Origin of the sequence: Aeromonas sp. R5-3 (genome assembly GCF_040908225.1) — a bacterium.
GTDB classification, from domain to species: domain Bacteria; phylum Pseudomonadota; class Gammaproteobacteria; order Enterobacterales; family Aeromonadaceae; genus Aeromonas; species Aeromonas dhakensis.
The window spans coordinates 273,722-286,070 of the sequence record NZ_JBFODH010000021.1 but is presented as its reverse complement, the minus strand read 5'-3'; the positions used below and the strand labels follow the sequence as shown (position 1 = coordinate 286,070).

10 protein-coding genes are annotated in these 12,349 nt (G+C 61.1%); 8 read left to right on the top strand and 2 right to left on the bottom strand.

What is annotated here, in order from left to right; all coding sequences use genetic code 11:
- The first annotated feature begins 32 nt into the window (after positions 1 to 32).
- From mscM to frdD, 7 genes are all read left to right on the top strand, one after another.
- Positions 33 to 3,311, top strand: coding sequence for a miniconductance mechanosensitive channel MscM (mscM, locus tag AB5Y95_RS13215; RefSeq protein WP_368161312.1), 3,279 nt, complete (start codon positions 33 to 35; stop codon positions 3,309 to 3,311).
- Between the two features lie 22 nt (positions 3,312 to 3,333).
- Positions 3,334 to 4,044: a glycerophosphodiester phosphodiesterase gene (locus AB5Y95_RS13210; RefSeq protein WP_368161310.1), complete on the top strand. Its 711-nt coding sequence runs from the start codon at positions 3,334 to 3,336 to the stop codon at positions 4,042 to 4,044.
- Positions 4,045 to 4,176: 132 nt separating this feature from the next.
- Positions 4,177 to 6,054: a methyl-accepting chemotaxis protein gene (locus AB5Y95_RS13205; protein WP_268009426.1), complete on the top strand. Its 1,878-nt coding sequence runs from the start codon at positions 4,177 to 4,179 to the stop codon at positions 6,052 to 6,054.
- 517 nt (positions 6,055 to 6,571) lie between these two features.
- Positions 6,572 to 8,356: a fumarate reductase (quinol) flavoprotein subunit gene (gene frdA / locus AB5Y95_RS13200; RefSeq protein ID WP_043171199.1), complete on the top strand. Its 1,785-nt coding sequence runs from the start codon at positions 6,572 to 6,574 to the stop codon at positions 8,354 to 8,356.
- Positions 8,349 to 9,083 carry a succinate dehydrogenase/fumarate reductase iron-sulfur subunit gene (locus AB5Y95_RS13195; RefSeq protein ID WP_005298338.1) on the top strand — a complete coding sequence of 245 codons (735 nt, stop codon included), beginning with the start codon at positions 8,349 to 8,351 and terminating at the stop codon, positions 9,081 to 9,083. The genes frdA and AB5Y95_RS13195 overlap by 8 nt, the downstream gene beginning before the upstream one ends.
- Before the next feature lie 16 nt (positions 9,084 to 9,099).
- On the top strand, positions 9,100 to 9,498 hold the full coding sequence (locus tag AB5Y95_RS13190; protein WP_005298336.1) for a fumarate reductase subunit C: 399 nt from the start codon (positions 9,100 to 9,102) through the stop codon (positions 9,496 to 9,498).
- A gap of 10 nt (positions 9,499 to 9,508) precedes the next feature.
- Positions 9,509 to 9,865: a fumarate reductase subunit FrdD gene (gene frdD, locus AB5Y95_RS13185; protein WP_005298330.1), complete on the top strand. Its 357-nt coding sequence runs from the start codon at positions 9,509 to 9,511 to the stop codon at positions 9,863 to 9,865.
- A 120-nt stretch (positions 9,866 to 9,985) separates the two neighbouring features.
- Here the strand turns inward: frdD and AB5Y95_RS13180 are convergent, their stop codons facing one another.
- The gene (locus AB5Y95_RS13180) at positions 9,986 to 10,684 is read right to left on the bottom strand and encodes a hydrolase (RefSeq protein ID WP_252604116.1); all 699 of its coding nucleotides are present in this window, start codon (positions 10,682 to 10,684) and stop codon (positions 9,986 to 9,988) included.
- A gap of 94 nt (positions 10,685 to 10,778) precedes the next feature.
- On the opposite strand from AB5Y95_RS13180, the gene AB5Y95_RS13175 reads away from it, so the two are divergent.
- Positions 10,779 to 11,420 (top strand): TetR/AcrR family transcriptional regulator, encoded by a 642-nt coding sequence (locus tag AB5Y95_RS13175; protein ID WP_126881302.1) that lies wholly within the window; start codon positions 10,779 to 10,781, stop codon positions 11,418 to 11,420.
- Positions 11,421 to 11,559: 139 nt separating this feature from the next.
- Here the strand turns inward: AB5Y95_RS13175 and AB5Y95_RS13170 are convergent, their stop codons facing one another.
- Entirely contained in the window at positions 11,560 to 12,336 is a 777-nt protein-coding gene (locus tag AB5Y95_RS13170) for a substrate-binding periplasmic protein (protein WP_368161307.1), read from the bottom strand.
- Positions 12,337 to 12,349: the final 13 nt, after the last annotated feature.

Here is a 12,349-nt window from a genome sequence, read left to right as displayed (position 1 = left end):
AGGGCGACTCCACCTGAACGGAAACGTGCGCCATGTTGCAACGCCTGCTCTCCCTGCTGCTCTGCCTTACTCTTCTCTCTCCCCTTGCCCAGGCCGATGACGCCATCACCCAGGTGGAAGAGCTGCTGCAGAGCGTGCCCAAGACGGACACCCCGGAGAACCAGAAGCTGCGGGAGAGCTACCAGCAGGCGCTGCAATTTGCCCGGGAAGCCCAGCGCTACCGCGAGCAGGGCAAGGCCTATCAGCAGGTGCTCATCGACTATCCCAAGGAGTCGGCCCGCCTCAAGGAGAGCCTGCACAACTACCAGCCCCAGCCTCGCCCTGCCCTCTCCTCCCTGAAGGAGGAGGCGCTGCGCCAAGCCATCGGCCTGAGCAGCAACCGCCAGCTCAACCTGCGCAAGGAGCGCCAGGGGGTGATGGACAGCCTCAACCAGCTGGAGAGCACCGGCCAGGAGTATCACCTGCGGGTCGACGAGCTGCGCAAGCAGTTGCAGCAGACCCGTGCCCTGCTCGATCGGCTCAGCTTCAGCAGCGAGTCTGACCGCCAGCAGGATGCCCAGCAGCTGGTGACCCGCCTCAAGGAGCAGAGCCTCTCGGACCGGATCCAGATGCTGGAGCTGGAGCAGCTCTCCGCCCAGCAGCGCAACGATCTGGGCAAGCTCAGGCTGCAGGAGCTCAACCTCGCCATCACCGACGAGGACGAGTGGCAGACCAGCCTGCTCAACCAGCAGAACCAGCTGCGCCGCGACAAGACCGAACAGGCGCTGGCGGAGAGCGAGCGGCTGCGCAAGCAGCTCACCTCCGACATGCCGCTGCTGCTGGAGCAGCAACAGCAGAACCAGGCGCTCTCCATCCAGCTCGGCGCGCTCGAAGATCAGATTGAACGGGTGCAGGACGAGCAGCGGGTGATCGACACGAACCTCTCGACCCTGAACGACCTGGTCAACTCGGTGCGCGAGCAACTGGAGTGGCTGCAGATCAGCAACGCCTATGGCGAGAACCTGCGCAGCAAGCTCTCGGATCTGCCCGCCTACTTCCCCCTCGACAAGCTGGAGTCGGCCATCGTCAACGCCCGCATGGCCAAATACCAGTACGAGACCGAGCAGGATGCCCTCAAGGATCCGCGCCAGCTGCGCGATCAGCTGCTGACCACCGACGGCATCACCCTGGATCGCGCCCAGCTGGCGGTGCTCGACAACCTGCTCAAGGCCAGACGGCAGCTGCTGACCCGACTCAACGACGCCGCCGACAGCCTCATTCAGGAGCAGACCCGGCTCAAACTGCTCTACAGCCGCCAGAACAGCAAGATCGACGAGATCCGCGAGCTCAGCGCCAGCCACCTGTTCTGGATGCCGGACGTGCGCCCGCTCACCCCGGCCGTGCTGCTCGGGGTACCGGCTGCCCTCGGCCTCGCCCTCAACCCGGTCAACTGGCTGCAACTGCCCCAGGCCATCGCCGAGAACAACCCCATCACCCTCACCTTCGCCAGCATCGGCATCCTGGTGCTGGCCTGGTGCTGGTTCAAGCTGGCTCGCCACCTGACCCACTACAGCCAGTACATAGCGCCCCGCATCGGCAAGGTGACCCAGGACAAGTTCAGCCTCACCAGCCGGCTGTTGATGCGCTCCCTGCTGGCCTCCCTGCCGCTGCCCGCCATGGTGCTGATGGTGCGCGGCCTGCTCGACGGCGCCTGGCAATACCCGTTCGCGGTGGCGGTGGCCCGCGGCCTCGGCGAGATCTGGTTCCTGCTGCTGGCGCTCTTGATGGCCCGCCACCTGACGCTGGAGAAGGGGATCCTGATCCTCCATTTTCGCTGGCAGAAGGAGAGGGTGCAGAAGGTGTGGAGCCAGTTTCGCACCCTGCTGCTGGTGATCATCCCGAGCTTCTTCGTGCAGGGCATGGCCAACAGCTATCAGGAGCACGCCTTCTACGACTCCCTCGGCCGGCTGGCCTTCATCGTCGGCGCCCTCTGGCTGCTGCTGTTCTTCGCCCGCCTCAACCGGGAGCGGCTGCCGCTCACCTGGGGTCAGGCCGACATGAGCAAGCCCCACCTGCTGCACCACTTCATCTGGAACAGCCTGATGCTGGCGCCGCTGCTGGCGGTGATCGGCTCATTGCTCGGCTATTTCTATACCTCGCGCATTCTGTTGCGCCAATTAGAACTGAGCCTGCTGATGGGGCTGGGTTGCCTGCTCGTCTACTATCTGGCCCACCGCTGGATGCTGATCCAGCGCCGCCGCCTCGCCTTCGAGCGGGCCAAGAGCAAGCGGGCCGAGATCCTGGCCCAGCGCGGCCGGGAAGAGGGACACGACGAGCTCAGCTCCGAGATCCCGGACGTGGTGGAGGACACCGAGCTGGATCTGGACACCATCAGTGCCCAGTCCCTCGGGCTGGTGCGCACCCTGCTGATGCTGGGCTTCACCATGCTGGTGGTGGTGCAGTGGTCCGAACTCAACTCGGCGTTCAGCTTCCTGCGCAGCATCGAGGTGTGGCAGGTGAGCAGCAAGATCGGCGGCATCGAGCAGGTCGTCGCCATCACATTGCAGGACCTGATGCTGACGGCCTTCACCTTCATCCTGACCGTGGTCACCGCCCGCAACCTGCCGGGCCTGATGGAGCTGACCCTGCTCCAGCACCTGAGCCTCTCTCCCGGCACCGGTTTTGCCATCACCACAGTGACCAAGTACATAGTGCTGGTGGTGGGGGCACTGACCGGCTTCTCCATTCTCGGCATCGACTGGTCCAAGGCGCAGTGGATGGTGGCGGCCCTCTCCCTGGGCCTGGGTTTCGGGCTGCAGGAGATCTTCGCCAACTTCGTCTCCGGCCTCATCATACTGTTCGAGAAACCGATCCGGCTCGGCGACACAGTCACCATCCGCGAGCTGACCGGCACCGTCACCAAGATCAAGACCCGCGCCACCACCATAGTGGATTGGGACAGGAAGGAGATCATCGTCCCCAACAAGGCCTTCATCACCGAGCAGTTCATCAACTGGTCCCTGTCCGACGCCATCACCCGGGTACGGCTGCGCATCCGCATCGGCCTGACCCAGGAGCCGAGAAAGATACAGACCATTCTGGAAGAGTCGATCAAGGCCTCCACCCTGGTGCTGGAGACCCCCTCCCCCGAGGTGTTCCTGATCGAATTCACCGACTCGGCCCTGATCTACGAGATCCGGCTCTACGTCAACAGCATGGATCACCGCATGCCCATCACCCACGAGGTCCACTCGCTGGTGCTGGAGAAACTGCAGCAACAGGGGCTGGGGCTGCCGCACCAGCAGATCGACATTCGTCTGAGCCGGGCCTGAGTCGCCCTCACAGGAGCACAACATGCAGATCATCGCCCATCGCGGCGCCAGCGGACTGGCACCGGAAAACACCCTCAAGGCCATCAGGCTGGCGTTGACGCTGGGGGCTGGAGCCATCGAGATCGACGTGCAGCAGGCCGACGGCGAGCTGTGGGTCTTCCATGACCGAAGATTGGAGCGCTGCACCGACGGCCGCGGCGTGCTGATGGCCCAGTCACGCACCTATCTGGAAAGCCTGAATGCCGGCGAGGGAGAGGGGATCCCGACCCTGTGGCAGGTGATGGAGGCCATCGCCGGACAGGCCGAGCTGCATATCGAGCTGAAAGGAGCACAAACAGCCGACGAGGTGGCCCGACTGACCCGGCGTGCCGAGGCCGAGCTTGGCTTCACGACCGCCCAGTGGGTCGTCTCCTCCTTCCACCATCCCGAGCTTGCCCGCTTCGCCGCCCTGCGCCCCGAGATCCGGCTGGGGGCGCTCACCTCCACCATTCCCCTCACCCAAGCGGCCTTTGCGGCCGAGCTGGGTGCCTGGTCGCTCAACTGCGACGTGGATTTTGTCGATCAGCAACTGGTACAGGATGCCCACAAACGCGGGCTAAGAGTGTTGGTCTATACGGTCGATGAACCCGCCGATCAGGCTATGCTGGCCGCCATCGGCGTCGACGGCATCTTCACCAACCGGCCGGATCGTTTTCTGCCATCCGCCAAATTGGACTCATTGTGTCGGGGGTGATCGATAACCGCTGATTTAAGCTATAAATTTAATGGCGCACCGGGATACAAAAAGTTCGACTTTGGCCGATACAGTGTTGGCCCATAACAATAAAACCACACATCGCAGACTGAAGCTCACAAGGATGTAAACATGAACTTATCCATCAAGAACAAGCTTGTCCTCGCCATCGGGGTCATTATCCTGGTCATCACAGGCCTGCAGGTCTGGTACAACACAAGTCAACTGAAAAGCGAGACCCGGCGTCTGATCTGGAGCTTCATCGACGACAGCTCGGTCTCGAATGTCAAAGGCATCTCCCGCTGGCTGGATGCCCGCATCGGCATGGTCACCGCCACCAAGGAGGCATTCGCCAAGGAAGACGAACCCATCAGCCATCTGGCCCAGACCATGAACGCAGGCAACTTCGACCTGGTCTACGTGGGCACCAAGGATGGCAAGATGATCCAGAGCAAGCCGACCAACCTGCCGGCCGGCTATGACCCCCGTCAACGTCCCTGGTACAAGGACGCCATGGCGGCAGGCAAGATGGTGGTGACAGCCCCCTATGCCGACATCACCACGGGTCAGCTGATCATCACCATCGCAGAGCCCTTCACCCGGGGCAACACCCAGGGGGTCATCGCCGGTGACGTCTCCATCGATGCCCTGGTACGCGATGTGCTGGCCCTCAATTCGGAAGGCACCTACGCCATTCTGGTTGACGGTAATGGCACCATCATCGCCCACCCGGACAAGGAGCTGGCGCTCAAGCCGGCCACCGCCCTCTCCCCCGATCTGACCGCAGCCAAGGTCAACGAACTGGCCCATGACAACACCATCTCCGAGATGGAGATCAGCGGCAAACCCAGCGTATTCGACCTGACCGAGATCCCGAACACCAACTGGTATTTCGGCATCGTGGTGGACGAAGCGGTCGCCTACCAGTCCGTCTCCCGCATGGTCACCTCCGCCCTGCTGCAAGGCCTGCTGACCATCCTCATCGTGGCCGGTTTCTCCTACGTCGCCATCAGTGGCTCCCTGGCACCGTTGAAGACCCTTGGCGAGGCGATTGCCGATCTCTCCCGCGGCAACGGGGATCTGACCCGCCGCGTCAAGATCGAGCGGGAAGACGAAGTGGGCATAGTCGCCAAACACGTCAACACCTTCATCGACCGCATCCACGTGATGGTGCAGGACATCTCCAACTCCTCCGGGCAACTGAACCAGCAGGCCAAGTCGTCCCACAACATGGCGGAGAAATCGAGCCAGGGTCTGGCTCGCCAGCAAAACGAGATCTCCCAGATCGCGACTGCGGTGCACGAGATGTCCGCCACCGCGGTGGAAGTGGCCAGCAACGCCGAGCAGACCGCCGATGCAGCCCGCAGCTCCTCCAGCAGCTGTGAGCACGGCAAGCAGGTGATCGCCCGCAACCAGCGCTCCATCACGGATCTCGCCACCCAGGTCAAACAGGCTTCCGGCATCATTCAGGAACTGGAAAAGAACGCTCAGGAGATCAATACCATCCTCTCCACCATTCAGGGCATCGCCGAGCAGACCAACCTGCTGGCTCTGAACGCCGCCATCGAGGCAGCCCGTGCCGGCGAGCAGGGTCGCGGCTTCGCGGTGGTGGCCGACGAGGTGCGGGTGCTGTCACAGCGCACCCACAGCTCCACCGTCGAGATCCGCAACATGATCGAGACCCTGCAGCGCAACACCCAGGGCGCCGTCAGCACCATGCACGAAGGCCAGCTGCTGGCCCAGAACAGCGTGGAAGATGCCAACGATGCCACTCAGGCACTGGAGCAGATCACCGCCTCCATCAACCAGATCTCCGACATGGCGACCCAGATCTCCAGCGCCGCCGAGGAGCAGCGGGCCGTTACCGACGAGGTAAGCCGCAACATCCAGGCAGTCAAGGACGTCTCGGACGAGCTGGCGGTCGATGCCGACAGCTCACGCCATCTCTCTGAACAACTTAAAAATATTTCAGGTGAACTGAGCAATCAGGTCGGCATGTTCCGCATCTGATGCAGATCGACAAAAGGGGCCATGCAGGCCCCTTTTTTTATGAAAAAATGCTTTGGTTTCAATAGTTATTACCACATCAACCCGCAGGGATTACCGACTCTCCTGCACGACACCGGTCAGCCCTCGATCCTGCAACAGCTGACTCACCACGATCTTCGGATTAGTTTTTTGAACTCAACCACCACATTCTTCTATCCGTGAATAATTCTTATTAAATATTTTTGATAAAAAACTTAAAAACTTTGGGGGTAATACCTAAAAAGAGAGGTGTTTCTCATTTTTTTGAAAGAAAACTACGTATAATCCTGAGCTTAAAATAACCATAGTAATGACAGCGGCTGATACCGATAACTGCAGGATGGCGATAATTACGGCGTTTTCATCCAAGGAATGGGGTGATTTTGATAAAGATCACCATTGCCAAGCACTAAAACAGACCAGTTTGACTTGCATCAAGCCTGAATTTTTTTCATAGAGCAAAATCGTGCCCAGCAAATCTATCCCTAAGGAGGCAGATGTGGATATTATCAAGACCGATGTCGCCATCATCGGTGCTGGTGGTGGTGGCCTGCGTGCCGCAATCGCCATAGCGGAAGCTCACCCGGAGCTGGAGATCTCCCTGATCTCCAAGGTCTACCCGATGCGCAGCCACACGGTGGCCGCAGAGGGCGGCGCCGCCGGTGTCGTCCGTGATGATGACTCCCTCGAAAACCACTTCAACGACACCGTCTCCGGTGGCGACTGGTTGTGTGAGCAGGACGTGGTCGACTACTTCGTCAACAATGCCACCAACGAGATGATCCAGCTGGAGCACTGGGGTTGCCCCTGGAGCCGCAAGCCGGACGGCAAGGCCAACGTGCGCCGTTTCGGCGGGATGAAGATCCCCCGTACCTGGTTCGCGGCAGACAAATCCGGTTTCCACATTCTGCACACCCTGTTCCAGACCTCCATCAAGTACCCGAGCATCAAGCGCTTTGACGAGCACTTCTGCATGGATCTCATCGTGGAAGATGGCCGCGTCCAGGGTGTACTGACCTTTGACATCCAGAACGGCATCACCCGCTTCATCCAGGCCAAATCCGTCATCCTGGCCACCGGTGGCGCCGGCCGTGTCTATCGCTACAACACCAACGGCGGCATCGTCACCGGTGACGGCATGGCGCTGGCCTACCGCCACGGCGTACCGCTGCGCGACATGGAGTTCGTCCAGTATCACCCGACCGGTCTGCCTGGCACCGGCATCCTGATGACCGAAGGTTGTCGTGGTGAGGGTGGCATCCTGCTCAACAAGGATGGCTACCGCTACCTGCAAGACTACGGCTTGGGCCCGGAAACCCCGGTCGGCCAGCCGAAGAACAAGCACATGGAGCTGGGTCCCCGTGACCGCCTCTCCCAGGCCTTCTGGCAGGAGCAGCAGAAAGGCCGCGTGATCCAGGGCCCGATGGGCGACGTGGTTCACCTCGACCTGCGCCACCTTGGCGAAAAGTACCTGAAGGAGCGTCTGCCGTTTATCTGCGAACTGGCCAAGGCCTACGTGGGTGTGGATCCGGTCAAGGAGCCGATCCCGGTACGTCCGACTGCCCACTACACCATGGGCGGCATCGAGACCAACGGCGCATGCGCCACCCGTCTGCCGGGCCTCTATGCCTTGGGCGAGTGTGCCTCCGTCGGTCTGCACGGCGCCAACCGTCTGGGTTCAAACTCCCTGTCCGAGATCGTGGTGTTCGGCAAGGTGGCCGGTGAGCACGCTGGTGAATTTGCCAAGACCCAGTCTCACGGCAACACCCAGGCGCTGGCCGCCAAGGCCGAGGCGTTGATCAAGCAGCACCTCTCCCTGCTCGACATCGACGGCACCGAAAACCCGGCCGATATCCGCAACGAACTGGGCATGTCCATGGAAGCCGGGGTCGGTATCTACCGTACCGAAGAGCTGATGCAGGGCACCATCGACAAGATCAACGAACTGAAAGCCCGTTACAAGAAGATCAAGATCAACGACAAGTCCTCCGTCTTCAACACCGATCTGCTGTACGCCATCGAACTGGGCTACATGCTGGACGTGGCCGAAGCCATGGCGCACTCCGCCATCAACCGGAAAGAGTCCCGCGGTTCCCACCAGCGTCTGGACGGTTACGAGGAGCGCGATGACGTCAACTTCCTCAAGCACACTCTCTCCTTCTACAACGGCGAAGGGGCCCCGACCATCGACTATTCCGATGTGAAGATCACTAAATCCCAACCGGCCAAGCGCGTGTACGGTTCCGAGGGTGAGAAACAAGACGAGGCTAAGAAGAATGGCTGAGATGATCGAAATTGAAATCCTGCGCTACCGTCCCGAGCAGGATAACGAGCCCTGGATGCAAACCTTCCAGGTGCCCTACCTCAAAGAGATGTCCCTGCTGGATGCGCTGCAATACATCAAGGATCATCTGGACTCAACCCTGAGCTTCCGCTGGTCCTGCCGGATGGCAATCTGCGGCTCCTGCGGCATGATGGTCAACGGCATTCCGAAACTCGGTTGCAAGACCTTCCTGCGCGACTACCTGCCGGGCAAGATGACTATCGAGCCGCTCAACAACTTCCCGATCGAGCGCGATCTGGTGGTCGACATGTCCGACTTCATCGAGAAGCTGGAGAGCATCAAGCCCTACATCATCCCGTCTGAGCCGCGCAACCTGTGCGATGGCGAGTACACCCAGACCCCGGCTGACATGGCGAAGTATCACCAGTTCTCCATGTGCATCAACTGCGGTCTGTGCTACGCGGCCTGCCCGCAGTATGGCATCAACAAGAAGTTCACCGGTCCGGCGGCCCTGGCACTGGCCTACCGCTACAACGCCGACAACCGCGACAGTGCGTCCAAAGAGCGGATGAAAATCATCAGCCAGGACGAGGGCGTCTGGGGTTGCACCTTCGTGGGCTACTGCTCCGAAGTGTGCCCGAAAGGCGTGGATCCGGCGGCGGCTATCCAGCTTGGCAAGGTCGAGAGCGCCAAGGACTACATGATCGCCATGTTCAAGCCAGATTGAGAGCAGGAATGAGACCATGAACAACACCAATAGCAAACGTAAGCCTTACGTCCGCGAAATGAAGAAAGACTGGTGGCTGAAGAATGCCTTCTACACCGGTTACATGATCCGCGAAGGCACCAGCATCTTCGTCTCCATCTACGCCGTCGTGCTGATGTGGGGTCTGTTGCGGCTGGTACAGGGTCAGGAGGCGTTCAACGGCTGGCTGGAATCCCTGCAGAGCCCGATCGCCATCCTGTTCCATGTCATCGCCCTGGCAGCCTGCCTGTTCCACGCCAAGACCTGGTTCGCCCTGGCGCCGAAAGCCATGCGCATCTTCCGTGGCGAAGACCTGGTGCCGGAGAAGCCGATCGTCATCGCCCAGTATGTGGCGCTGGCGGTGGTATCCCTGCTTGTCCTGATCATCGTGGCCTGAGGAGAAAACAATGAGACGTTCTGACGAGCCAATTTACTGGGGTCTGTTTGGTGCGGGTGGCATGGTCGTTGCCATGCTGCTGCCGGTCATTGTCCTCATCACAGGTCTGCTGGTGCCCATGGGCATCATGGACGTGGAGACCATGAGCTACGAGCGCGTGCTGGAATTCGCCAGCTCCTGGTGGGGTGCCTGCATCCTGCTGGCCATCATCGCCCTGCCCATCTGGCACGGCATGCACCGCATCTACCATGGCCTGCATGACTTGGGGATCCACACCACCAAGCTGCACCACTATGTGTTCTATGGCTTCGCCTTCCTGGTGTCCGCCATCACCCTGGGTCTGCTGATGGTGCTGGTGTTCCAGTAAGCACATCCAGACTGCATGACAAACCGGGCCAAGTGCCCGGTTTTTTTATGATCATCTCTGCAGCTCATCTCCGCACGATAGCAGGCCAGCGCGTTTGATGAGACAGCTTTCAACATCCCTTCACCAGAGCCGCGGTGCCGGCTCACGACCGTTTTCCGCGTAGTAGAGCGACGGCAGAAACTGCGCCAGATAGCTGAACTCGCTGTAGCAGTGGCGCATCAGGTTGAAACCGACCTCGTCCGGTACCTCGTCAAGCGGATTGGCGCAAGCCTTGCCCAGCAGGAAGCGGCTGCGCAGCACACAGCCGTATGGGGTATCGCGCGCCAGGTGCAGCATCTCGCCATCCAGCGGCGCCCCGTTCTCATCCAGCGCCACCTCATCGCCAAAGCCGATACGGGCGCAGATGGCGGCAGAGAGAACCTGTGTCTCCCGCGCTCCCTGCAGCAGCTGCGGGGCGAACACCTCTTCGGCGCCGTGGAACTTGAGGCGAGCCGCTACCGGCGGCAGCTCGGCAAGCCACTCCACCGCCTCTATGCTGGCTCCCACATAACGCTCACCTCTCTTCCAGTGATGATCCCAGCCCCGGTGTTCAACGTGGTCGTGGGGGTGCCACCAACGGATGTGCTGGGTCGTCTCGAAGAAGGTGAACCACCAATCCAGCATGCGCCCCTTGCAGCCGTGCAGATCGGTGCGGATGGCGACCGTCAGCAGGCCCTCGGTGCTGCGGGTCAGGCCCATTTCCAGGCGCAGCGGCTGCGGCCTTAGCAACTCATTGATGTCATTGACGCCCCAGGGGGCAAGCAAGGCGGAAGTATTCATGATGAGACTCCGATAAATTTAGGAAACGAAAGTCGTTTCCTAAATTACGCTATGCCTGTATGCTGAGTCTGTCAATGCTTTCCAGGAGCCCATCATGTCACAGCAAACCGATGAAGAGACACGCTCACGAGGCCGTCCGGTCACCCCGGAAGCGGATCTGCGTGGCGCCCTCGCCGAGGCAACGCTGACCTTGCTGCTCAAGGGAGGATACGGCGCCACGACCGTGGATGCGGTGGCCAAACAGGCGGGGGTCGCCAAGAAGACCCTCTACCGCTTTGCCGCCAACCGCGACGAACTGGTGGCGCAGGCGGTGCGCAGCTGGACCGATGCCTTTCAACCCGCATTCGAGCAGGATGCCACTCACCCAGGCGCCCTGGGGGAGATGCTGGAGCAGGGCTTGCAGGCGATTGCAGATCAGGTGCTAAGTGCTCAGGCGGTGGGCATGTTCCGGCTGCTACAGCATGAGTTCACGGGGCGCGATGCCCTGCTGGCGGCCTATCAGGAGAACGGGATAACCCGCGGCAGGGCGACCCTGGCGGCGTGGTTGCAGCGCCAGCAGCAACTGGGCTGGCTGCGCGAGCTTGATTCAGCCCAGACCAGCGATCTGCTGCTGGCGATGACCATGGCGGAGCCGCTGCGCCAGATGGCGCTCGGCTTGCTGGCGCCAGGCAGCGATATCCGTGCGCGCATCGCCGCCGCCGTTGCTCTGGTCCTGCCCGGCCTGGTGCGAGGGTAAAGCCCCCTCGGCCAGGAGGCTGCGTCACGGCAAAGGGCGAGATGACATCAGAACGCGAAACCTGCTGATAAGTTGCCGCCCCAGTCAGCGTCATCACAGCCATAAAAAACCGGGCATCAGGCCCGGTTTTTTATGGTCATCACTCTATCGGCGGCAAAAAACGGCGCATCACCTCGTCGCTGTAACCGCTGTCCTGAAACTCGATCAGCAACTGGTTGAGGCGGGTCACCAGCTCATAGGAGCGCGGCGAGCCCTTGCTCACCAGCAGATAGAAGCCCTTGCGGCTGGGCAGGGCGAGGTGGAGCAGGCCGCTCTCGCTCTGGTAGATGCCAAGGCCGATACCGCTCATCAGGGGTTCAATCTCGCTGGGCAAAAAGTCACAGCGATCGCGCCCCAGCATGTCCAGCGCCTGCTGCAACTGCTTGAGCCGGCGCGGCTCCTGCGCCAGCCCGTAGGGGGCATAGTTGTAGCCGAGCACCCCGCACACCCGTGAGCGATTGACCGTCTGCAGATCGGGCGCCTCGGGGAAGCGCCGCTTGAGGTAGAAAAATCCGAGGTGGGTGTAGTAAAGCGGCACGCTGTAGAAAGCATATTCCGCCCGCTCCGGCTTGTAACTGGCATCCCAGGTCAGCTCGCACAAGCGGTTCTGGCGATAGTCGGCCAGCTCCTGCTGCACCCTTGCCCAGGGCAGATAGCGGATCTTGTAGGACAAACCGAGCCGCTTCAGGGCCTCGAGCACCTGGGTTGTGGCAGAGCCGGTGAGACGCCGGGTATCGGGCACGCCATCCTTGCGCTCCCAGTAGGTGAAGGGGGCCCACTCGTTGCCCTCCCCCAGGCAGATCTGCACCTCGGGCTCCGCTGCCTCCACCAGCCCGGTCAGGCCCCATCCCAGCAGCAACAACATGGCTCGCGTCATCGTCTCCCTCCTT

Coding starts and splice junctions, on each gene's coding strand:
- AB5Y95_RS13205 (WP_268009426.1), top strand. CDS start 4,177: ATGAACTTATCCATCAAGAACAAGCTTGTCCTCGCCATCGGGGTCATT.
- frdD (WP_005298330.1), top strand. CDS start 9,509: ATGAGACGTTCTGACGAGCCAATTTACTGGGGTCTGTTTGGTGCGGGT.
- AB5Y95_RS13175 (WP_126881302.1), top strand. CDS start 10,779: ATGTCACAGCAAACCGATGAAGAGACACGCTCACGAGGCCGTCCGGTC.
- AB5Y95_RS13170 (WP_368161307.1), bottom strand. CDS start 12,336: ATGACGCGAGCCATGTTGTTGCTGCTGGGATGGGGCCTGACCGGGCTG.
- AB5Y95_RS13195 (WP_005298338.1), top strand. CDS start 8,349: ATGGCTGAGATGATCGAAATTGAAATCCTGCGCTACCGTCCCGAGCAG.
- AB5Y95_RS13180 (WP_252604116.1), bottom strand. CDS start 10,684: ATGAATACTTCCGCCTTGCTTGCCCCCTGGGGCGTCAATGACATCAAT.
- AB5Y95_RS13190 (WP_005298336.1), top strand. CDS start 9,100: ATGAACAACACCAATAGCAAACGTAAGCCTTACGTCCGCGAAATGAAG.
- mscM (WP_368161312.1), top strand. CDS start 33: ATGTTGCAACGCCTGCTCTCCCTGCTGCTCTGCCTTACTCTTCTCTCT.
- AB5Y95_RS13210 (WP_368161310.1), top strand. CDS start 3,334: ATGCAGATCATCGCCCATCGCGGCGCCAGCGGACTGGCACCGGAAAAC.